Origin of the sequence: Brevibacillus sp. BC25 (assembly GCF_000282075.1) — a bacterium.
Lineage (GTDB): Bacteria > Bacillota > Bacilli > Brevibacillales > Brevibacillaceae > Brevibacillus.
In genome coordinates this window covers 58,649-81,897 of the sequence record NZ_AKIX01000062.1, presented here as the reverse complement: position 1 = coordinate 81,897, position 23,249 = coordinate 58,649, and the positions used below count along the sequence as shown (strand labels likewise).

General features: G+C 46.9%; 17 protein-coding genes. 11 read left to right on the top strand and 6 right to left on the bottom strand.

What is annotated here, in order from left to right; genetic code table 11:
- The first annotated feature begins 23 nt into the window (after positions 1–23).
- The 5 genes from PMI05_RS18120 to PMI05_RS18100 are packed head-to-tail and all read left to right on the top strand — an operon-like array spanning position 24 to position 8,070.
- A complete protein-coding gene (locus PMI05_RS18120; RefSeq protein ID WP_007724680.1) occupies positions 24–2,372 on the top strand; it encodes a hypothetical protein in 2,349 nt (782 codons plus the stop codon).
- On the top strand, positions 2,369–3,643 hold the full coding sequence (locus tag PMI05_RS18115; RefSeq protein ID WP_007724679.1) for a VWA domain-containing protein: 1,275 nt from the start codon (positions 2,369–2,371) through the stop codon (positions 3,641–3,643). Before PMI05_RS18120 ends, PMI05_RS18115 begins: the two co-directional genes overlap by 4 nt.
- Positions 3,644–3,660: 17 nt before the next feature.
- Positions 3,661–4,296, top strand: a complete 636-nt coding sequence (locus PMI05_RS18110; RefSeq protein WP_007724675.1) for a hypothetical protein — start codon at positions 3,661–3,663, stop codon at positions 4,294–4,296.
- Positions 4,297–4,309: 13 nt separating this feature from the next.
- Positions 4,310–5,575 (top strand): hypothetical protein, encoded by a 1,266-nt coding sequence (locus PMI05_RS18105; RefSeq protein WP_007724673.1) that lies wholly within the window; start codon positions 4,310–4,312, stop codon positions 5,573–5,575.
- Positions 5,575–8,070: a hypothetical protein gene (locus tag PMI05_RS18100; protein WP_007724671.1), complete on the top strand. Its 2,496-nt coding sequence runs from the start codon at positions 5,575–5,577 to the stop codon at positions 8,068–8,070. Before PMI05_RS18105 ends, PMI05_RS18100 begins: the two co-directional genes overlap by 1 nt.
- A 229-nt stretch (positions 8,071–8,299) precedes the next feature.
- Here the strand turns inward: PMI05_RS18100 and PMI05_RS18095 are convergent, their stop codons facing one another.
- On the bottom strand, positions 8,300–8,911 hold the full coding sequence (locus PMI05_RS18095) for a hypothetical protein (protein WP_007724669.1): 612 nt from the start codon (positions 8,909–8,911) through the stop codon (positions 8,300–8,302).
- A 16-nt stretch (positions 8,912–8,927) separates the two neighbouring features.
- Complete coding sequence (locus tag PMI05_RS18090; RefSeq protein ID WP_157230910.1) at positions 8,928–9,506, bottom strand: hypothetical protein; 579 nt, start codon at positions 9,504–9,506, stop codon at positions 8,928–8,930.
- A gap of 651 nt (positions 9,507–10,157) precedes the next feature.
- Between PMI05_RS18090 and PMI05_RS18085 the strand changes: the two genes are divergently transcribed.
- Positions 10,158–10,892, top strand: coding sequence for an MBL fold metallo-hydrolase (locus tag PMI05_RS18085; RefSeq protein ID WP_007724665.1), 735 nt, complete (start codon positions 10,158–10,160; stop codon positions 10,890–10,892).
- A gap of 106 nt (positions 10,893–10,998) precedes the next feature.
- On the opposite strand, the gene PMI05_RS18080 is transcribed toward PMI05_RS18085, so the two are convergent.
- Positions 10,999–11,625 (bottom strand): cupin domain-containing protein, encoded by a 627-nt coding sequence (locus PMI05_RS18080; RefSeq protein ID WP_007724664.1) that lies wholly within the window; start codon positions 11,623–11,625, stop codon positions 10,999–11,001.
- Between the two features lie 129 nt (positions 11,626–11,754).
- Between PMI05_RS18080 and PMI05_RS18075 the strand changes: the two genes are divergently transcribed.
- Positions 11,755–17,664: an AAA family ATPase gene (locus PMI05_RS18075; protein WP_007724663.1), complete on the top strand. Its 5,910-nt coding sequence runs from the start codon at positions 11,755–11,757 to the stop codon at positions 17,662–17,664.
- Between the two features lie 43 nt (positions 17,665–17,707).
- Here the strand turns inward: PMI05_RS18075 and PMI05_RS18070 are convergent, their stop codons facing one another.
- The 3 genes from PMI05_RS18070 to PMI05_RS18060 all read right to left on the bottom strand — a co-directional run bounded on the left by PMI05_RS18070 (position 17,708) and on the right by PMI05_RS18060 (position 19,380).
- On the bottom strand, positions 17,708–18,064 hold the full coding sequence (locus PMI05_RS18070; protein WP_007724662.1) for a response regulator: 357 nt from the start codon (positions 18,062–18,064) through the stop codon (positions 17,708–17,710).
- Between the two features lie 192 nt (positions 18,065–18,256).
- Positions 18,257–18,619, bottom strand: a complete 363-nt coding sequence (locus PMI05_RS18065) for a carboxymuconolactone decarboxylase family protein (protein WP_007724661.1) — start codon at positions 18,617–18,619, stop codon at positions 18,257–18,259.
- A gap of 86 nt (positions 18,620–18,705) precedes the next feature.
- The gene (locus PMI05_RS18060) at positions 18,706–19,380 is read right to left on the bottom strand and encodes a Crp/Fnr family transcriptional regulator (RefSeq protein WP_007724658.1); all 675 of its coding nucleotides are present in this window, start codon (positions 19,378–19,380) and stop codon (positions 18,706–18,708) included.
- Positions 19,381–19,578: 198 nt separating this feature from the next.
- Here PMI05_RS18060 and PMI05_RS18055 point away from each other — a divergent pair, with 198 nt between their 5' ends.
- The 4 genes from PMI05_RS18055 to PMI05_RS18040 all read left to right on the top strand — a co-directional run bounded on the left by PMI05_RS18055 (position 19,579) and on the right by PMI05_RS18040 (position 23,239).
- On the top strand, positions 19,579–20,343 hold the full coding sequence (locus tag PMI05_RS18055) for a DUF4097 family beta strand repeat-containing protein (RefSeq protein ID WP_007724655.1): 765 nt from the start codon (positions 19,579–19,581) through the stop codon (positions 20,341–20,343).
- Positions 20,344–20,592: 249 nt separating this feature from the next.
- Entirely contained in the window at positions 20,593–21,546 is a 954-nt protein-coding gene (locus PMI05_RS18050) for an ABC transporter permease (protein WP_007724654.1), read from the top strand.
- The gene (locus tag PMI05_RS18045) at positions 21,543–22,484 is read left to right on the top strand and encodes an iron chelate uptake ABC transporter family permease subunit (RefSeq protein ID WP_007724652.1); all 942 of its coding nucleotides are present in this window, start codon (positions 21,543–21,545) and stop codon (positions 22,482–22,484) included. Before PMI05_RS18050 ends, PMI05_RS18045 begins: the two co-directional genes overlap by 4 nt.
- A complete protein-coding gene (locus PMI05_RS18040) occupies positions 22,481–23,239 on the top strand; it encodes an ABC transporter ATP-binding protein (RefSeq protein ID WP_007724650.1) in 759 nt (252 codons plus the stop codon). Before PMI05_RS18045 ends, PMI05_RS18040 begins: the two co-directional genes overlap by 4 nt.
- Positions 23,240–23,249 lie beyond the last annotated feature (10 nt).

Below are 23,249 nucleotides of genomic sequence, written 5' to 3'. Positions count from 1 at the left end.
GTTTAATAACCGAAGGAGGACGCATGAGGGATTTGATTGGAGAGTTCGCGACCCAATACGTTACGGAATTGGAAAGACAACTGGATAGCGGAAACGGACAGCGAAGCATTCAAAACCCCGTGCTCTTCCTTTTTCTCGGGGATAAGAGCGTAGAGGCACTGCAAGCTGTTCGTGCCCACAATGAGCTCAATTGGCAAAATGGTCACGGTGTTCTTTATGTCCATGCGTATCAGGACAAAACGTGGGAGCATCCGCAAGTAATCGGCTGCCGCTTGCCGCAGGCAGATGCCGACAAGAAAAAGATGCGTACCTCGATCCACGAGCGTTTTTTACTTGATGAAGCTGTCACCATGGAATTGAACAAGGTGATGAAGCTGGCAAGCGTACGGGTAGCGGAAATGGGCAAGTTGTTCACTGCTTTTCAACAAGTCAATATTGCCGTTGTGGCAAGGGCGGATGACCCTGCCACGATCCTTTTACCAGAGCTGACGCTACTTCTCAAGGGCTACCTCAACGAGCTGTTTAAAAACGTATCAGTCGACCTGTACGTCCTACTACAGGAAAAGAACAACGGGGAAGCATTCGGGTTCTCGACAGCACTCTCGGTCAGCTTTTTGGAAGAGGTCAATCGCTATCAGCGGAACGACTACAGCTATCGAGCGAATCTCTTGGTAACGGAGGATCTCGTGAAGCTGCCTGTGGAACATGTGAACGCACCGTTATTTTCACTGGCGTACCTATTGAGTGATAAGACAGAGCATGGCTTGTTTATCGAAGACGGCATGCAGGAAAATTACGAGCTGATCAGCAAGCTGGTGCTTTTGAACAACAAAAAGGTAGAGTCAGAGTTCCATGAAAGCAATGAAGGCTATAACAAGCTGCAATTTATCCGCAGCATCACGGTTGATCACGGGCAGACCAAGTTCGCGTCTGCTGGTCTATCCAAAGTGAAGCGACCGACTCATGCAATTGCGCTGACGGTGCTGTCCGCCGTATTTGACCGCTATTGGGAGCGACTCCAGGACGGCGAGGTTTTGCCGAAAACAAAAGCGAGAGAAAAGCTCGGATTGACGGCACATGATTTGCAGCGCAAATTGGCTGGCATTCTCCCGGAGGATCATATTCTGGAGGAAATGACGGGGCTTATGACCTCTGGCATTAGCTACAGCGAGCTTTGCAGTATGAATATGCGTGAAGCGGAGCTGGCTTTGTTTGACGGCAGCAGCCAAGCCTTTTTTGAGGCGAATGTCGTTTCCGGGGCGCGTAAACGTCTGGAGCACATGCTGTCTCAGGACTCCTTGGCTGATTTGATTCAGAAAGCAGTCATCGAGGATGAACGGCTTGGGCTGTATGCGGCTTACTATCTCACAGCCGAACACGCCAATGGAGCAAACCTGCTGGATGAGCTGCGCACAGGAATTCGCGAGACATCTCGACAGGTTGAACAGATGAAAGCCGAGCTGGTCGATCTCTACCAAGAGCGAGTGGATCGGCAGGACATTCGCGTAGGAGGGTTTTTCACACGGGATAAGGAGCGTGTGCGGACCTTCATTCGTCATTTGCTGGACGCTGTTTATGGCAAAAAGCTGGAGCTGCTGGATTGGGAGATGATGCTCTCGATCCTTGTGAGCTATGAGAAACAGGCAGAGCAGATTCACCGGCAGTTAGGTGAGCAAGTCGAGCAGCTGGAAGCCTTGCATAAGCAACTGCGGGAAATCGCCCAGACGAGCGTTCGAGAAGCGACTGACTACTTGGGCAAAAACGTGGACGAATATTACGAATCGGTGGTCCATGAAACGATCCGGTCATTGGAAGCTTCACGCGGCAGTGATTTTTACATGGAACAACGATATATCGGCAGCGGCGCTCTGCTCAGCGGGAATCGACTCGCCGGACTCGTGGAGAGGCTGTGTCAGTTTTGCCGGAACGAGATTCTCACCCGTGCGCCATTTGCTTTATCTTTTGAGGCGGAGCTGCTTGCGCGTGCCAACGTCGGGGCTGCTTACGATAACCGAACCGTGCTGACGAAGGAGGATTTGTTCCTCGATCTGGCATTGGTGCTGGAAGAGCGCGCAGCGGTTCACATCGAAGTGTTCCATTTCTTGCAAAAGCATCGCTACGAGGAGAAGTATTTGTTTGCCGATATTCACAACGACTTCGTTCAGTATGCGCTGCACAAGGATGAGAGCACGCGAACCTACAAGCTGGGCTGCATCCACGAGGAACAAAAAAGCGGGATAGAAAAAATGAACCTGATGGGTGGATTCGGCATGGAAGAATTGATGTTTTACCGCAATAACAAGAAATACCATGCTTCCTATGAGGACAGCGGGTTTGTCTTTCGCCGCGTGGGAGGAGATGAGTCGTCATGAGTCAGAGAAGGGTAAGCTTACTCATGCTAGTGTGTAGTTTGGTAGGTGGCGTGATCGGATTTTTGGTCGGGGAAGTCATGCTCGCCAAGCTGTCCGGAGAAATACCGCAATGGTTGTTAATGGGACTTTATTTTGGTCAATATGCCTTTTTCGTAGGACTGATGTGCCTCATTGCGGAAATGATCTCGCCACGACTGAATGGAGTTGGCTGGAAGCAGCGCTATCTGGGCTTTTCCTGGAAAATGCTCGTGCCTAGCACGTTTTTGATGGTGGGCGTAGTGGCGCTCTTGCTTCAGCTGCTGTACGGGTCATCGTTTCAACAGGCCAGCGGGGCCAACAATATTATCATGGTTCTGGATACGTCAGGCAGCATGCAGTCGTCTGACCCGGATAACCAATTGTTCAAAGCAGCATCCGACATGGTGCAGCGCATGGACAGTGACATGAACATAGCAGTGGTTACGTTTCACGATCAAACGAATGTCCTGCAACCCCTCACTGAGCTGAATAGCCAGTCGGTGAAGGATGAAGTTGTGAAGAAGCTGCTCCAATATCCGCGAACGGATGGAGGCACCCGGATCGACCTGGCTCTGCAAGCGGGGCTGGACCAGCTGCAAGCCAATCAAATGGCGAACAGCACGGTGGTGCTGATGTCAGACGGCTATAGCGATCTGGATGTCCCTGCCGCACTTGCGCCCTACAAGCAAAACCAAGTGATTGTCCATACGGTAGGCATGAGCCAAATCGATGCAGACGGAACGGCGCTGCTACAAAAGATCGCTGCTGAGACTGGCGGCAGCTACTTCAATGTTGAACACGCGGACCAAATGACAGGAATCTTTGGTCAGATTTACGATATGAGCCGAACAGACCGCAATATTGTTTCTGAGCGGACAGGAGCGACAGAAGAAAGCATGTTTTACGCCATCACCCGTGTGGTCAGTGTTCTGATCATTGGTGCTTTGCTCGGCTTGGCGCTGGGTCTGATTTTTGACAATCGCCATCTGGCCAAAAGCTTTACGATTGGCGGGGCGGTATCAGGACTGTTAGCTGGACTCGTTTTGGAAATGGGTCTGTCGTCGATCGATTTGCTCGATATGGTGGTACGTTTGCTGGCGTGTTCCTTGCTCGCCGTCATCCTGACATTGTTCACTCTCTTTGTGCCAGCTTCCACGAGTGGCGGATCGTCTTTTGCAAAGCGCAGACTGAACACCAGAAGCCCCCGTGCCTTGGACGCCGGGAACCAGAGCAGCAAACGGTTTGATCTGTAAAGGGAGCATGATGAATCATGATTAATCGGGAGGAAACAACAGAAACCTTCATCAAGGACGTCACCTGTCAGCATCAAGGGAGCGAATACGTGCTCAATTGGCATTGGGCGCAGGATATTCCGTGCGTGTACGTGCACAAGTCGCAGTTTGGCGCCCCTTTTGACGTAAACGAGCTGGATGATCGTCAGTTCAAGCTGTATACCCGAGAGGAATACAAGGTCCACAAAGGGCTGCGGGAAAAAACAGACGGCATCGGCCGGTACACATACCGCATCTTTCCTTGCCGATTGGAAAATGGCAAGCCGATTCTGCTCATGCCAGACGGGGATGCCCATGTGATCCACGTCAGCACAGGAAAGGCCAAAATCTACTACTCGTTCAAACGGGGCGGAAGCTGGTTTAGCAAGCATCAATCGTTGCAGATTCGCATTTTTTCAGAGATTCCGATCGCGCGGGACGTACTCTGCTACGTCAAAAAAGAAGGCTCTTCTCCCGCCCACAAGGATGATGGTACCCGATACAATTTCATTCGCGATCTCGAGCCCGGAGTCAATCTGATGCCGGAGATTGAGGTCAGGAAAAAAGACGTCGTCCGCCTGTTTTTTACGGACGGGAAAAAATACGGAGAAATGTACGAACTGATTCCTGAATAGGAGGGGATGCGCCATGCTGTCGTTTTTGAAAAACATGTTTGAAAAGAAGCCGCAGGTCAAGGAACGGCTTCCTTTTTACGATATTGTCTGCCCGTACTGCTTCGCCAAATACGGACCGGACCAAGTTGTCTTTCGTGCCACACATTATCGCCAGGACGACGAAGACTACGCGTTGCAGGAGGATGAGATTCTCAATGCGTATCGGGATAAATTCGGACTGGATGCCATCGACGAGCTGGAGGCGGTAATCGATCCGGAATCCATCCCGTCGGAAAACCATTTGTACGTTGATAACGTCCTCGCAGGTGTGACTGACCGGTATGGCATGGTTTCCAAGCGCAGGCTGTGCCCGAAATGCCACAACGAGCTGCCGATTACAGCGGGCAAAGCGCCGAGCAACATTATTTCGATTGTTGGGGCTTCCCAAGTAGGGAAGTCCGTTTACATGACCTCATTGATTCATACCTTGCAGAACACGACTGCGAATCACTTCGATGCAGCGTGTATGCCGCTCAATGCGCAAATTAGCCGCAAGTTCCGGGAGAACTATGAGGCACCCTTGTTTGAACGCGGACAGCTGCTTGATTCCACGCAAAAAGAAAAGCGTCAGGAGCCGTTCATCTTCCAGTTCATTTTCAAGGATAGCGACAAGGCACCGTTGATCCTGGTGTTTTTCGACGTAGCAGGCGAGGGAATGGTCGACCGCGAGTATTTGGAGCTATATGCGGCGCATGTGAAAAACTCGTCTGGCATCCTGTTCCTGGTCGATCCGCTGCAAATCAAGACAATTCGCGATCGGGTCATGCTCCAAGCAGGAGATGAGCCAGGGGAATTCACAGCAAGGTACGACGAGCCGCGTGAGGTCGTTATCACGTTGTTCGAGAACTTCATCGGCTATCAGGAGCAGAGCAAGACACATATCCCGACTGCTGTCGTGCTGACGAAGAGCGACATGCTACATCTGATCAAGGAAGAGGACGGCGAATACATCAAGTCCAACAGCAACGTTTTCCGCAATTTCGTCCATGAACAATATTTAAATACAACTGAATTTGAGAACATCGATGGGGAAATCCGCCGATTCATCGAAAAGGTGGATAGACCGTTTAAAGACGCGTTAGATGTTTACTTTACGAATACGGCCTATTTCGCTGTATCTGCGCTGGGGAGCAATCCCGTCAATCAAAGGGTGAGTGGTGTCGTAACGCCGATTCGCGTCGATGAACCGTTTATTTGGTTGATGCACCAGCTTGATTACATCGAGGGGAGGGAGCGGTAGTGAGCAACCGTCAGCCCATTTTGCAGCAGTACTACACCCGCGGGCGACAAGGGGTTTTCCGTTCGAACGAAGGATACGATACTGTCGCCAAAACGCCAGGGCTGGATAACCAATTCATCAAGAAGACACTCCATCCGTTTTGCGTGTACGATGCGCCGCGACAGCTTCAAGAGCGGGCGGAAAGTAATCTGGCGCTCTTTCCGGAGGCGCTCGTCAGCTTCCAGGCCGAATCAGGAGAGATGGTTCTCGGTAGAAGTGTATTTGTCGGAGCGGACTTTACCGGGCAGCGCAATACGTTTTTCAGCCACAACTATGTCATTCCGGTAGAGCGACGAGATGAGTTTATCAAGAATCCGGGCAAGATCTTCGGAGTGCGCACGTTTGCAGATCGCCACGACGATGCAGCGGGCAAGGAGCTTCCTACCGTCGATGACATCCCTTCAGAAAAAGGCTTGTCGCAAGACCGAAAACAGCTCCTTGGTCAATTGGGCGTCGATGAGCGTTTATTCAAACAGCTTCTTTTTGCGGTGATGTCCTCGCTCGCAGCGAAAAAGAAGGTGTTCATTAGCCTGGATGTGGATATTAGTGTCTCATCCAAGAGTGCTGCTCAATTGTTGGAGATTTTGTACAGTTGTCTGCCTTATGAAATGCGCAGACATTTTGGTTTTCTCACTTTTAGCAACGAGCCGCAGAGCAAGAAGCATATCCACGTCACGTTTGTGGAAAAAGGAAGCATACGCCCAGGCGGGGGGCACAGCGACAAAGACTTTTTGTTCGACTTCTCCCTTGGTCGCGTTCAGAACGTCGATTTGCAGGACGGAGGACACGAATACCTCGACTTTGCCTGGGAGTATGTGAATGAGCCACGGATTCTGGATGCGTTCCACGAATTTTGTGAGGAAGTGCTGGCTGGAGCAGATTATGCACTGGCCTTGAACCTTCGCACGTATTATGAGCTGTGCGCACTGTATTTGATTGAAAAGGGACGAACGTCCGTGTATGAGAGCAAGCGGGCGGGCGTTTGGCAGGCGTTGAACAGCTATTTGGGGCATAGCAGCTTGACCCGGAAGAAACGGCTGATCGAGCTTCAGGAAATGCTGATGCGGATCGAGGTAGAGGCGCTTTCGTCCAAACAACTGCCTGACGGCGAGACGATCAAGCAAATGATTGAATCCTACCGTGTCACCAGGCAGGAACGCCTGCAAATGGATTTGATCCGTTTCTTGATGGATGTGTTGATGAAGGCCAAGACCTCGAGACAGAGCAGCTACGTGGCAGAGGTGTACAAGCATTTGTCCAGCAACCGGGAACTGTTTGGCTTCATGATGCGGACGATTTTTGGCTATCCACAGTTGGTGAAGCCGCTCTTTGAGGATTATATGACCGAGCGGGTAGCTGCCGTGACCAGTTTGGACCAGATGCTACAGGAAATCCGGTTTTGGACGGAAACAGAACCGCAAGCTATGCGCAATGCTGTTTTTGTTTCTACCACGACAGAGAAAGTTCTGCGTCTATTTACGCGTGAACGCCAAAAGCTCGCTGCTGCTATTACCATCCACCAGTTCTTTGAAAGCATCGATGGGGCACGCAGTTATGCCGATGAGCTGCTGGATGAGCTGGACAAGACCTTGATGAAGCTCGTCGCGCTAGATACGCTATCCAAGGATGATTTCCAAGTTCTCATCGCCCTTTTGGAGGAGAAGCCACAGAGCTTTTTCGGAACACTGGATATGGAAAGTCGCCACAAGCAAGAAATGCTCATCAATCTGGCGAAGCTGCATGAAGAGAGAAGCACGCCACACCCGGCAGAGTTTTTCCGAAAATGGGATCGGGAAGCGATTTCCGTGCAGCAAAGAATGATCCAGAATATGCTGAGTAAACCACTCCATGCTGACGAGTTCCCGCAGGTGCCGCTCGTCTTTTACCGAGAAGATCATTTTGGTCAGGAAGGCTTCCATTTTGCAGAATTGCTGGAGTATGTTCAGCAACATGGTGGGGAAGCCGTTACACTTTCCTTTATCCAATGGACGATGAGTCAGCGGATGTTTTTCGAAGGGAAGTATTTGCTGCCTGCATATAGACAAGCATTGAAGGCCTTTTTCCTTGAGGAGAAAGGCAAGAGATTGCGGGATAAAGAATGGCGAAAACGTTGGTATGCGATCCGAAATGCTGATTTCCGCAAGCTTTTGGACGAGGTGCGCAGCGAAACAGCCAATCCGCTTGTGAAGCTGTTTCGGCACAAAGCTACCGTGATATCCAGCGCAGTTGTCTTGCTAGGTGCCGGAGCGTGGGGAGGCTATATGGTTTGGGGAGGTACGAGTACGCACGTTCAGCCACCTGAAACGCAGCCTGAACCGATCCGCCCACCGGCTGTGTTCGTACCGGTTTATCGGTTGATGGTGGACGAGCCTGACATCCAACCTGTCCGTGGCATTCTTGGGGAGCGAAGCCAAGAGGTGATCACAGGAGAGCCTGCTACTACTTCGATACGTTAAAAAGAGGGTATCTCTTTACAAGATCAAGCGACCTGCAGAAAAGGTCCTGATTTTGCATAAAGAGATACCCATTCTTTTTTTACATTGTTCAGGGCTGCTAAATCGCTTCTTACATACTAAGTTTATCTAGCAAAATATTTGACAAACTCCTAATATCTTCAGCGGGTTTTTCAAGGATTAAGGGCATTCATCTTAATAAAAACTGGAACTCCCAGAGTAAATGGTGAAATTATTTATATTTACGTAGTACTTCCTCTTTCAAGTTATTAAATTGATCAATATTATCACCGAAATACTCTCTGTCCTCTAAGGTTCGGTAAGTGTCGTCTGGCATTGCTTGTTTAGCTTTTATTTTTTGCTTATCTGCACCAATATCATATTTACCTTGGTACATTCCAATAATTGCGTATCCTTCTTTGTCATCAGTGTCTCTCAAAAATAGCATATAAGTTCCATCTTCACTCATGAGATTATATCCTTCAATTGTATCGAAAACATCGTTTTCAAAATAAGCAGGTTCATACACAGAGATTTCATTTCCTTCTTCGAGACTTCCCTTATAGACCTTCTGAATTGTTACTTTAGACTTAGAAGCGGTTTTTATTTCACCTTCGCCAAGATTCCATTCTTTTAGGGATCTATCGCCAGTAAAATTAGCTTGCACTATATAACCGGAAAATTCCTCAAGTTCGTTCAGATCTTTAAATACTTTGAAGTTTGCTTGACTCATAGCAACTCGATAATCCTTTTGATTTTGAGTAGTATTCGATTCCGAATAAGAAATCACTCCACCTATTAACAGAGCCATTATAGCAACGGAGCTAATTATCATTTTTTTCATAATTCACATGTCCTCCTTAATATTGCCAAGATAAATTATTTTCGTCTAATGTTGTAGGATCGGTAACGTTTAGCAGTCCTTGTTCCATTACAGAATTAGAATTTTGATGTACTAGCCCAAGACCATGCCCAAATTCATGAATGGTATTATGCCTACGATTTTTAGAGTCAGCATTATAATAATCAAGGGCTTCGCGATTTAAGTATATCTTCACTCTATCCCAAGGTTCATCGCCATAATGTCTAGTGTAATTATCGTTTTTATCTAAATAGTAAACTCGAGTTTCTCCCAAATAATCTATACCATAGTTACCTGCATTAACTCTCAAATCGTAATCATTAGAGTCAGCAGAATACGTATCATAACTTATGTTAGCTCCAGAAATTCCTTCAAAGTCCGATATTGCCTCAGTAACCGTACTTAACAATCCTTTGTCTGCAACATTAGGAGAGATGTATGTTCTAATATTCTTTACATAATTATCCGTTGGATGGGTAGAAAAAAATGCGTCTGCATTTCTTAACTCTGCGTAAACTACGCTTGTTAAAGAAAAAACGGCAAGTAAAGTTAAGCTCATTACTCTTTTTTTCATCATCAGTATGCTCCTTTTTTAAAAAAATTCTTTAGATTAAAGATAATAGGGGCCCTTTTATGTCATGGGGATCTTTGGTGTAGTTAATATTTGATTTTTTGGAAATACTTAACAAATTAAAATGTACATATGATTAATACATATGTAAAGCTGTATTTCTTGATATATTTGTGTCTAAGTGAATATTCAAAAATTAAAATATAAAAGATTCGCCTGACTAATATGGAATACAAGGGACAGAAGACAGTAGAAAAAGAGCAAGAGTCCAATACCAATCGATCATACTAGTGTGTCTTACTTGATAACGATATAACGAAATTCTTCTTCTGGTCGGTTTAACGGAAGAAACCATATCCAGAAAGGCCCTGGTGTCACGTTCCGTTGTATGTGGTAAATTGTTGAAGGATAACGAATACAATTAGGATTAAATCCACTAATCATAATTACAGGTAATCGTTATAAAAGGGGTGTCTTGTCTGTACAAAATCAAAGAACGAAAAAGTAGTTCTGATTTTTTGTAAAGAAAAGATATCCCAAAATACATTGACAAATATTTTTATTTATGATATAATGAAATGTTTTTCTGTTGAAAAAACTCCTCGCGCCGTGATAAAAAGTAGTTGTGCGAAGAAATGATGTGAGGAGGAATAGGGTATGAAAGCTAACACAGGTGTAAAAATGATTCCGTTACAAGGAGAGGCATTTGGCAAGCCGATGGTGATCTATCCCACCTTGCTTTGGGATGATGATCGAGCGGTATTAGTAGATACAGGAATGCCTGGTTCATGGGAGACCATTCGCCAGGAGATAAGCCGTGCTGGCATCCCACCTGAGCGTTTACAGGCTATCATTTTGACACATCAGGACATTGATCATATTGGCAGTCTTCCAGAAATCGTTCGTGAGTTTGGCGGACAGGTTGAAATATACGCGCATGAGTTAGATCAGCCGTACATTGAAGGCACACGCCCTCTCCTCAAAGCAAACCCCAAAAGCATGGCCCCTTTACTTGCGATGTTGCCTGAAAAGGAACGCGAGCACTTAAAATGGCTTTGCGAAAATCCGCCAAAGGCAATGGTGCACAAGACACTGGCAGACGCAGAGATTCTGCCGTATTGTGGGGGAATTCGCATCATTCATACTCCCGGACATACGCCGGGGCATATCAGCCTTTATGTAGAAGATAGCAAGACCTTGATAGCAGGCGATGCTATGGTGTACATGAACGAAGCACTACGAGGACCAATTCCGCAAAACACTCTCGATATGGAAATGGCAGTAAACTCATTAAAAAAATTCGAGAACTTGGAAATTAATAGCATCATTTGTTATCATGGAGGCATGTGCCAAAACAACGTACAAGAGCAAGTTCACGCTCTGATACGGTGAAGTAGTTGAGCTTACACGATAAAATAATGAATCCAGGTTGGAATATGTGGATATAAGAAGCGTGGAGGACACCAAGCTGGAGTAATCCTATGGTGTCTTTCCCATTTTATCCTTGCAACGTCTTTTGCGCTGGTTGCTCGATTTCAGAACGGGAGACTGGTGCAGCTGGAGTGGTTTTGTAGTATTGTTCCAGTGATTTATCTGAGCCTGTCCAACGAGCCAGTGAAGCGAACACAGCGAACATGCCTTTTTGCAAGAAGCGCGGAATGATTGGGAGGTAAAATTGCCCCATCTGAAAGATCGTTCCCAAGAGGAGGATATTTTTCGGGATATATTGCTTGATAAACGGCAAATAAAAGCTGCGCCCGTCTGTATCGAGCCCGTAACCGCAGCGGACAAACGCTTCAAAAGTACCTGCCGGTCGGATTTCGACATCGAAGCTGACGAATTCGTTAGAGGGATTGTGGAACCCATGAACCTTGTCTGTCGGAATGGTTAGCTTCTCTCCCGGCTTCAGGATTACTTTTTTTCCATCAATGGTTACCTCTAAATTTCCAATTACACCTTCAAAGGTTTCGACAAGTTTTGTATGATAGTGTAGAAAAATCCCGTTATCCGGTGGAAGATCGGTACGGAATAACAAATATTCGCCATTCGTTTCTTCCGTTGTTTTCAGAAAGGTAACCACTTCATTATTATGCGGGTTACTTACACTGCGACTTAGATTTGACAAAACTATACCTCCTTGAAAAATAGTAAAAAGAGATTATATTAAGACAGAATATAGATTAAATATAGATTATTTGTTCCGGGGCAACAATTAAAAAGATAGGATGTTCTACCTAAAGATGGAGTGGATAGTATGAGCGGCATGATCGTGGTTCCAGGGTATAGGGTGGCAGAGTTTCTTTCCACTCATTCAAAATTGGGAATTTATCGGGGTTACAGAAATAACGACAATCTCCCTGTCTTATTCAAAGTGCCGATGGAAGGACCTTCCCATAAGGAATCTCTGTGGAAACTGAAGCATGAATATCGCATTCTTCAATCGTTGGAATCCCGTGCAGTGGAAACGATCATCGAACTCGTTAATCACAACCGTGAGACGGTAATGATTACGGAAGATTTCGGGGGAGTGCCGCTCTCCTTACTTATGAAAATGAAAGGACTGTCACTGAAGGAGATGCTCTTCATTGCGGTCCGCATGGCTTCTTGTTTGAAGGAAATCCATCAGCACGGAATCATTCATAAGGATGTAAATCCCGATCATATCCTGGTTCATCCTGAAACTTATGTGGTAAAGCTTGTTAGCTTTGGGTTAGCGACGAAATGCCACCAAGAATACCAAAGTGTGATGAATCCAAAAGAATGGAAGGGGAATCTTCGCTACGTCTCGCCGGAGCAGACGGGGAGAATGAATCGCACCGTCGATTACCGCTCCGATATTTATTCTTTTGGTGTCACGCTCTACGAGTTATTGACTGGAAAGCTGCCCTTTTTAACTTCGGACATGCTTGAACTCATACATGCTCATATGGCGAGAAAGCCGCTCGCTCCCTCCAGTGTAAAACCATCCGTTCCAGAGATTCTATCGGACATTGTGATGAAGTGTCTGTCGAAAAATACAGAGGATCGCTACTTTAGCATGTCTGGCTTGCTGGCAGACCTGCAGCGCTGTTATGACCAGCTTGAACAAAACGGTTTGATTACGCCTTTTCCGCTTGCTTTAGAAGACCGTGCTGATCACTTGCGGATTCCGGAGAGGCTGTATGGACGTGAGCAAGAAATCCAGATGCTCATCGATGCATTTGAGCAAGTCACGAACGGAGCTACGAGGATGGTTCTCCTCAGTGGCTCTGCAGGCGTGGGTAAATCTGCTCTCGTGCTGGAAGCGCAAAAAGCGTTTTTGAGAGGCCGGGGACGTTTTGTTTCAGGAAAGTTCGACCAATATAATCAGGCCGTTCCGTATTCGGCCATCATTCAAATCTTTCAGGATTTGATCAAACAGCTCTTGGCAGGCCACGAACGCGAGCTGCTCGCTTGGCGAGAGATGATACTCGACGCTATGCAAGGACTTGGTCAAGTGATCGTGGATGTCATTCCACAGCTTGAGGCAGTGATCGGCAAACAGCCTGCCGTACCTGAGCTGCCAGCAGCAGAAGCAAAAAATCGCTTTCAATGGGTGATGCAACGCTTTATTCGGATTTGGGCGCGACCAGACCATCCACTCGTCTTGTTCCTGGATGATTTGCAGTGGGCGGATTCTTCTTCGCTTTTCTTGATTCGAGAGTTGGTTGCGGATATGCAGATCAGTCATTTTCTGTTGATTTGCGCTTATCGTGAGCATGATGGCAGTACGATGAATCCGTTGATTGCCATTTTGACAGAGACAGGCATCAAGAGCCGCATCTTGCGCCAATTCACGTTATTGCCGCTTCGAGAACACGAATTCAATGCGTTATTAGCGGATACATTGCATTGTGATACGGACATGACGAAGCCGCTGGTTACGATTATTATGCAAAAAACAGCCGGGAATCCGTTTTATGTAAGAGAATTCATTAAGACGCTGTATGATCGGAACTTGTTGTGGTATGGGAGAGAAGAGCGGAACTGGCAATGGGATTTGGCCGAAATCGAGAAGCTGGGTACAACGGAAAATGTGGCAGATCTTCTCGTAGAAAAAATGAGAAGATTGCCTGATTCTACTCAGCAGCAGCTCGCTTATGCTGCTTGTCTGGGCAATTCGTTTTTGCTTCATTTGATAGCCAAGTCACGGAATCAAACGGAATCAGAAGCCATCCAGCATATATCGCCTGCGATTGAGGAAGGTCTCATCTATCCGATTGAAGGAGCGGAATATCTGACATACGCTGCGCTCGTGGAGGAAGAAGTGGCGTCTCAGATGAGGATTCGTTTCCGTTTTGTGCATGATCGCATTCAACAGGCCGCCTATTCGTTGTTAGCAGAGGATGAGCGCGGACAGATTCACGTCAAGCTGGGCAGAATGATGTGGGAAATGTCCCAAGGAAGCGAATCTGGCTTCCTGTTCGAAATTTGCGATCATATGTATCGGGGCAAAGAGGTACTAGGGGATCAAGCAGAGCGCATGCATGTAGCGCACTGTCATTTGCTCGCTGGACAAAAAGCGAAATCCTCTGCGGCATTTGAGTCGGCCGTGCAGTATTTCCAACGCGGTCTCGAGCTGGTGGGGGAAGAGGGTTGGCAGCACAATCATGATCTGACCATGGAGCTGTGTGCGTTATCGGCGGAGACGACGTACCTCTGTAACCAATTGGATGAAGCAAAACAATTGTTTGAACGCGGGATGCAGCATGCCAAAACAGATCGGGAACGAGTACGCATTTTGGAAATGGAAATTCGCATGTATACGCGACTAGCTGAATTTCCGCGTGTCATGGAGATCGCAAGCGAAGCCTTGGGGTTATTGGGCGTACCGATTCCGAAAAAGCCTGGCAAGCTCGATATTATTATGGAAATGTTTCATATCAAGCGCCGCCTCAAAGGCAGAAAAATAGATGAGTTGCTGTATTTGCCGGATGTTCCCGATGAAAATTACCAGATGGCGATGAGCATCATCAGCTACGCCGGGCCATCTGCTTACTATGTCAATCTCAATTGGTTTGCTTTAACGATTTTGCGTGCCCTTCATCTGTCGCTTGTGCACGGAAACGCAGTTGCTTCGGCAAATGGTTATACCGGTTACGGGATCGTACAAGCTGCTCAATTCGGAAATTATCAAGAGGCTTACGAATTTGGGCAATTGGCTTGCCGTGTAGCAGACAGCTTCGCCGATCCGATTGCCATGACGAAGGCGTATGGCGCGTTTGCCCTGCTGATCAATCACTGGTGCGAGCATGCGCGGACGAACATCCCTCTCCTGAAAAAGGCGATTCAGCTCGGCTTGGACGGTGGCGGCAACATTTATGCTGCCTACAATGCCCATGGGCTTTTGGAGGCCATGCTCTATTGCGGTGTGCCAGTGGAAGAATTGGAGCAGCAAATCGAGGAATACAGCGATATGATTCAACAAATCAAGGTCGTTGATCACGATGATCGGCTCCTGTTATTGCGCCAGGCGCTGCATACTTTTACACGGTGGTCCGACGATGAACGAACGGCGTTTTGCCATGATGGATTTGACGAAGTGGCCTATGTAAGCAACCTGCAAAAAGAAGGAAACAGCTACAAGCGGTACATGTACCACTACTATAAATCGATGGTTCATCTCATGTACGGGAACCACTTGGAGGCTGCCGAGCTGCTGGCTGAAGCTGAGCAATGGATGGATTCAGTAAGCGGACAAGTTCTTGTTAGCCAGCAAGTTTTTATGCAAACACTGGCATTAACAGGGCTCTATGAAAACGCCAATCGACAGGAAAAATCGAAGTATGGGAAAAAAATCACAGCAAATATCAAAAAGATGAAGACGTGGGCAAAGGAATGCCCGGAAAATTTTCAGCACAAGTGGTTGCTGATGCATGCCGAGTGGCTCCGTGTCACAGAGAATAAACAAGAAGCGGGTCCTTTTTATGAACAGGCGGTTCAACTCGCCAAAAAGGATGTTTTCTTGCAAAACGAGGCAATGGCAAATGAATTGGCCGCCCAGCATTACTTGGCACTTGGTCTCGAAACGATTGCGAAGGCATACATGACGGAGGCGCACGAGGTTTACATGCTATGGGGAGCGGTCGCCAAGGCACGAGAGATTGGGGAACGGTACCCTTATCTTTTGCAACGGGTAAGAAGCTTGGGGGCTTCCGCCGAGATTGCCACGGCTGACCAGACAGCAGACCTCGTCGATTTAATGAGTGTCATCAAGGCGTCGCAAACGATTGCTAGCGAGCTCCGCTTGGAAATGCTGTTGGCGACGATGCTGCGCACAGTGATGAGCAATGCAGGTGCAGAGAAAGGAATCCTCTTGCTGAAAAAAGATGGTGACTGGCTCATCGAAGCGGCAGGCTCTGTCGATTTGGACGTGGAGATCATGCAGTCTGTCCCGTATGAGCATAGCGGGATGCTCTCTGTCGCCGTTGTGAATTATACCATTCGTACAGAAGAGATGCTGGTGCTCCACAACGCTTCTGTTGAAGGTGTCTTTTTCCGCGATACGTACATTGCGAAGCACACGCCGAAATCGATTCTATGCTCCCCGCTATGGCAGCAAGGAAAAATGATCGGTGTCATTTATTTGGAGAACAACGAGACCACACATGTGTTCAACGAAAAACGCTCAGAGCCGCTCAGACTGATCTTCTCGCAAATTGCGATTTTTATTGAAAATGCGAGACTGTATCATCAATTAGAGCAATGGAATCAATCCTTGGAAAAGATGGTGACAGAGCGTACCAATGAGATTCAGGCACTTTTGCAGGCGAATAAAAATCTGTTAAACAATGCGGGACAAGGCTTCCTTTCTTTTTCCAAAAACCTGCTAATCCATTCCGAATACAGTCGGGAATGTCTACGAATTTTTGGCCGAGAACTGGCTGGGGTATCGGTCGCCGAGCTACTTTACCCAGATCGTTCAGAGGATAGCATGTTTATTGAATCCCTTTTGGAAAAGTACTTTGAAGCAAAAGACCAAGGGCAAAAAGAGCTGTATCTCAGCCTATTCCCTACGGAAATCCAGATCAATCAAATGCCGTTGAAGCTGGCATGTAAGCCGATTTATGAAGATCGGCGAGATTCACCTGAGGGCTTGATGCTGATCCTGACTGATATGAGTGAGCAGCGGGCGCTCAAATCCAAGATGGAGCGAGAATGGCAAAGGTTGAATATGGTCGTAACGGTAGCGATTAGTCTCCCACTCTTCCAAAAGGTACTGCGAGCTTTTGACGCTTTCGTTGAGGATGGGTGGAAGCGGGTCATCGGAGAAGAGATAGGGGAGTCCGAGAAACTGTTCAAATTGGTCGCTCAGATTCATCAATTTAAAGGTGACTTCAGCCAATTACACTTGATTCATACACCGCAAAAGCTGCATGATTTGGAGTCGTGGTTGATTCAATGGGCAAAGTCCGAAGAACGCCTGTCCGACGAGGATGTGCGTGCCCAGCAGTCATTCGCAGAGGTTCAATCTGCGATGCAACAAGATTTGTCGATCATGCAGCACAAGCTCGGGGTCGGGTTCCTCGATCATAACGAGCATGTGTACTCGATTGCAAAAGAGCGATGGGAAAACTTCGAGCATGAGATCACCAGTCTGGTACAGGGGGAAGCTCAGCAGGAGCTGCTCCACCGCATTCGCAAGCTTCGCTATCGTCCGATGAAGGACATGTTGTCCCGGTATGAAGACTATGTAAGCGAGCTCGCTATCCGTCTGAATAAGACTATCGATCCGGTCGAATGGGGTGCAGAAGAAGTACTGGTCGATCCTGAGCGATTCGAGAATTTTGCGAGGAGCCTGGTTCACGTATTCAACAATGCGATCGATCATGGAATGGAAGAAGAGCAAGAACGATTGGCATGCGGAAAAGAACGCAGCGGCAAGATTCAATGCCGCATTTGGCAAGAGGATACTTCCCTGTGCGTCATGATTCGTGATGATGGGCGGGGCGGAGATATGGAAAAGCTAAAGTTGGCATTGGCGGAGCATGTCACGGTGCAAGACAATGCGAGTCTCGTATCGGGCAGAGGAATTGGCCTGTCCATTGTCAAGCAAGAGGTTGAGCAGTTGGGCGGAACTCTTCAGGTCCATACCCAAGAAGGAGAGGGCACCCGCTTTACCTTCCGAATCCCAGTAGAACCATAGAAAAAACTGAGGCGATAGAGCCTCAGTTTTTTTGTTTGATCGACTAAAGAGAATTCGTAATGGAAGCCAAAAGCCGTTCTTCATCGATCGGTTTTAGAATGTAATGGCGCGCTCCAGCATTGATTGCTTCAAAAACGAGCGGCTTTAATCCGTTGGTGCTGACCATAATGATGTTGGCGTCGGGGAAGGTGCCGATGATTTTTTTGACGGTATCTATGCCATTCATTCCTGGCATATTGATATCCATCGTCACCACGTCGGGGAGGTGGGCCGCATACTTTTGATAGGCGTCCAATCCATTCGTTGCTTCTGCAATGACTTGATGGCCCGCCCGTTCCAAAATGATTTTCATGTAATCTCGTACTACAAGGGAGTCGTCTGCTATCAGTATACGAGCCATAAAACCTCCTGTTTCGAAACGGTTAGTTATTCTTAGTAAGTAGTCTACTTTTACCATAACACTGATAGGAAAAATGTAGCAATCATTTGATTATAAAAAGTGTGGATGAACATACAAAAAAACAAACGAATTCCAGCTCGTGATGAAACTGGATTCGTTTGTTTTGTTTTCCATATAAGTGATATATTTGGGTTAGCAAAAGCAATCTGACTTACCAGGAGCATCACGATAGGCGAGCAAGGCATTGACCCCATGACTTAAGATGGCACCGGAACGTGTCACTGCGGCAACGAGTAGAGCCTCCATAATTTCCTCCATGGTGCCGCCCTGTTCTTTATACTTTTTGACGTGAACATCGATGCAATAGGGGCAGCCAGTCACGTGAGCGACCACAATAGCAATCAACTCTTTCGTTTTAACCGGGAGCTGGTGGGAGTGCTGGTAGATTTGTCGCTCGAAAGAAAAATAAGAAGCGGCAGCCTCAGGGGCCAATTTCATCAATTCAGGTATATGCGATAAATTTGCTGGTTCATAATACGAACGTGCTTTTGACATGAAACATCCTCTCCATTTCATGGGTAGTCGCTACGACTTCATTGTAGAGAGAGAAGGTGTTTGCTTCTGTAACTTACTCACCAAACTCACCATTCACCAAGAAAAAGTCTTTCCTGGAGAGCATCACGGTGAATAGCAGCGATTCGGCCTCGTCCTAACTGAAGCCATCCGGCTTTCTCAAACTCCTTGAGTGACCGGCTGATTACTTCTCTGGCAGTCCCGAGTTCAATGGCAATCGCTTCATGGGTGACGGATAGGTGATTGCGAGAATCTGTGGTACGACGGAGTAATAATTCGGCGATGCGTGCGTTGATCGGTTTAAAGGCGATATCTTCGACCAGAGACGTGACAGAGACCATTCGGTTGATCATGTTTCGGTAAATAAATTGACGCAAGTCTTTATAGCGATCCATCCATTCTTTGAAGACATCTACAGGCAAAAGCAGCAGCTCGGTTTCCTCTTCTAGCTGTGCGGACGCTTCATAGCCCGTCTCACCTAAAATACTTGCCATCATGAGGACGCAGACTCCCCCTTGTTGTACCCGATATAACGTAACCTCACGTCCTGACTCACTGATGATATAGATGCGGACTTTGCCTGACAATACAAAAGCGGCGTGGGCAAACAGATGACCCTGCTGCATCGTAAGCTGGGGAGAAAAGCGTTCCACTGTTATGTCAGGATGGCGCCATGCGGCTTCTGGAACAAGGGAAAAGCACGGAAAAGCATCCGTAACAAGTTGGATTCGATTCAAGTCCATTGTTTTACCCTCCGAGACAACCTAATTGGGAAAAGATTCTTACTTGTAGTGTAGGGAAAAGACGCGATCTCTACAATGGAATATCCGTCTGTAGACTGATGAGAGAACAACGCTGTAGCCTGATTTCTCTTCTACGCTGTTTTGCTACGATGTTATAGAACTTATCTTGTAAAAATAACCAGTATCGAGGGGAAACAAATGAAACAAATGAAACAGTGGATAGGAATAGGTTTAATCGCTGTGGGAATTGGCTTGGCCGGATGCACGATCAACGATAACGTGATCAAGATTGAAGAAGAAAAAAGGCAGCTTGAATTGCCTGCGGAGTCCATCGAGGCGTTGAATATTGTTACGGATTCGGGAGATTTGATCGTCAAAGGTGATGAAAAAGCAACCGTGATTCATGTAGAGGCTGATATCAAATCGAAAAATGTCAAACCCGAAGAAATCATCATTACCCTTGAGAAGGATGGGAATACCGCAACTCTACGATCCGAAGTGAACACAGATATCGGTTTTAACTATGTGGACATGACGCTAACGGTAATCGTTCCTGCCCAGCTGCCGATAGCCCTTACCGATGGATCAGGAGATATTGACATGACGAATCTAACAGGAAAGCTCACGATTGAGGATGACTCTGGTGATATTCAATTAACGAATACGAACGGAGAGGTAGAGATTCGTGACCAGTCCGGTGATATCAAGATCAAGGACGCGTCAGCCCTCAAACTGATCGAAGACGATTCAGGTGAGATCGTCATGGAAAATACGGGTGGAAACGCAGCGATTCACGATCAATCCGGTGATATGTATATTAGGAAGCATAAGGGTGATATTACGATATCGGACCAAAGCGGCGATGTTGTCATTGATACAGTCGAAGGAAATGTACTGATTGAGAATGACGGGAGCGGAGATCGATTCGTTCAAAACGTAACAGGCTCGTACACATCCAAATAATCAGGACCGTCAGGGTTTTTGCCCTGGCGGTTTTCTTGTTCTTGTCGGTATTTTGACAGGTTGAGGAAAAAATTAGCCGACTAATGAAAAAAAGCTTTCCCTTCCGATAAAGAAGTGCTAATATAACAAAGGTAGTTCTAATTGAGAATGAATCTCTTTATTAATGATCATGAGAATTATTCTCTCTCGTAAATACTCGAGTCAATACGGAACATTACTCCATGAAAAAGTAAGAAGAGTAGGGACGCGATGAAAAAGAGATATTTGGTTGTAGCACTTATTTTGCTATCGTTCGTTTCACTTTTTATTGGCGTGAAAGATATATCTCCGTGGGATCTGTTCAATCTCACAGATGACAAAGTGCAAGTGCTATGGATTAGCCGGATTCCGCGTTTGATCAGTATCATCATCGCAGGGGTCAGCATGAGTATCGCCGGATTGATCATGCAACAGCTGACCCGAAACAAGTTCGTTTCTCCGACGACAGCAGGGACAGAGGATTCCGTTCGATTCGGAATATTGGTTTCACTGTTGGTGTTCGCTGATGCGAGCTCTTGGGTGAGGCTGCTCGTTGCTTTTGCATTTGCTCTCTTTGGAACCTTTGTCTTTATGAAGATTCTTGAAAGAATCAAATTTAAAGACTCCATTTTCATCCCGTTAGTGGGACTGATGTTTGGAAACATCGTCGGATCCATCACGACGTTTTTCGCTTATAAGCATGACCTGATGCAAAACATGTCTGCTTGGTTGCATGGAGATTTCTCCACCATAATGAAAGGCAGCTACGAGCTTTTGTACATAAGCATTCCGCTGGTGATTATCGCTTACTTGTATGCGAACAAGTTCACCATTGCCGGAATGGGTGAAGAGTTTGCCATCAACCTCGGGTTGAACTACAAGCATGTCGTCAACATTGGGCTGGTCATCGTCGCTTGTGTGACCTCGGTAGTTATTCTCACAGTAGGGACAATCCCGTTTTTGGGGCTGATCATTCCCAACCTGGTTACGATCTATCTGGGAGATAACCTGAAAAAAAGCTTATCTCATACCGCTTTGCTTGGCGCGGTGTTTGTACTTGCTTGTGATATCCTGGGACGCCTCATCATTTTCCCATACGAGATTTCCATCGGCTTGATGGTTGGGGTCATAGGCAGCGGGATATTCGTGTACTTACTCATGAGAAGAAAGGCATATGAACAATGAAAGCGAAGATAGGTGCCCTGTCGATTGTGGCCATTGCTTTGATAGCCATTTTTATGATGATTGACGCCGGTGGCAACTGGGATTACGTCCTTCCTCGGCGGGCTAAGAAAATTCTTGCCATCATTTTAACCGGTTGCATCATCGCCTTCTCTACGATGATCTTCCAGACAATCACGAACAACCGAATCTTGACACCTAGCATCATCGGCCTCGATTCGCTCTATATGTTCATCCAAACATTTGTGATCTTTGTGTTTGGCTCCACCCATTTCACCTTGATGAACAACAACGTAAACTTTCTGATTTCGACAGGTGGGATGGTGCTTTTCGCAGGCTTGCTCTACAAATTCCTGTTTAAGAGGGAAGGGCAAAACATTTACTTCCTGCTCCTCGTCGGATTGATCTTGGGCACATTGTTCAGCAGTTTGTCCACGTTCATGCAAGTGTTGATTGATCCGAATGAGTTTCTGGTTGTGCAAGACCGAATGTTCGCCAGCTTCAACAATGTAAAAACAGACCTGTTAATCACGAGCTTTGTTCTGGTCATCGCAATCATGATTTACTTCTGGCGATACATCAAGTACTTGGATGTGTTATCACTCGGTCGGGATCAGGCGATCAATTTGGGGATTCCGTACGATTTTGTCATCAAGCGGTTCCTCGTTGTTATTGCCATTCTCGTGTCGATCGCGACAGCGCTCGTTGGACCGATTACCTTCCTTGGACTGCTGGTAGCGAATCTCGCCCATCAGTTTATGAAGACCTATCAGCATAAATACTTGCTGGTGGGCTCGGCTTTAATCAGTGTGATTGCACTGGTTGGCGGTTTGTTGATTGTGGAGCGTGTACTTGCGTTCTCCACGACGCTGAGTGTCATCGTCAACTTTATTGGTGGGGTTTACTTCATCTATCTTCTGTTAAAGGAGAATAAAGCGTGATAGAAGTCCGGAATGTCACAAAACAGTATGGTAGCAAAAATGTCGTGGAAAATGTCTCTGTGAAGATTGCCAAGGGGAAAATCACGTCTTTTATCGGACCCAATGGGGCCGGAAAGAGTACGCTGCTGTCGATGATTAGTCGCCTATTGACCAAGGATCAAGGCGAGGTTTTCATTGAGGGTCAGGAGATTGGGCAGACAAAGAGTAGTGAGCTGGCAAAGAAAATCTCGATTCTCAAGCAATCAAACCACATTACGGTGCGGTTGACGATTCGTGAGCTGGTCAGCTTTGGTCGCTTCCCGTATTCACAAGGCAATTTGACAAAAGAGGATTGGAAGTATGTAGACGAGGCTATCCAATATTTGGAGCTTACGGACATTCAACACAAGTACCTCGACCAGTTAAGTGGCGGTCAGCGTCAACGCGCTTACATCGCGATGGTTGTCGCTCAAAATACGGAATACGTCCTCTTGGATGAGCCGCTCAACAATTTGGATATGAAGCATTCCGTCCAGATCATGAAAGTGCTGCGACGTCTGGTAGACGAAAGGGGCAAAACGGTTGTCATTGTCATTCACGATATCAACTTCGCTTCGGTCTATTCCGATTTTATCGTCGCTCTCAAGGATGGCAAGGTCGTGAAGGAAGGCACTACTGACGAGATCATAACACGACCGATATTGAAAGATGTCTATGACATGGATATCCATATTGAAGACATTGAAGAAAATAAAATCTGTGTCTATTTCGCGTAAGCTCCATCTT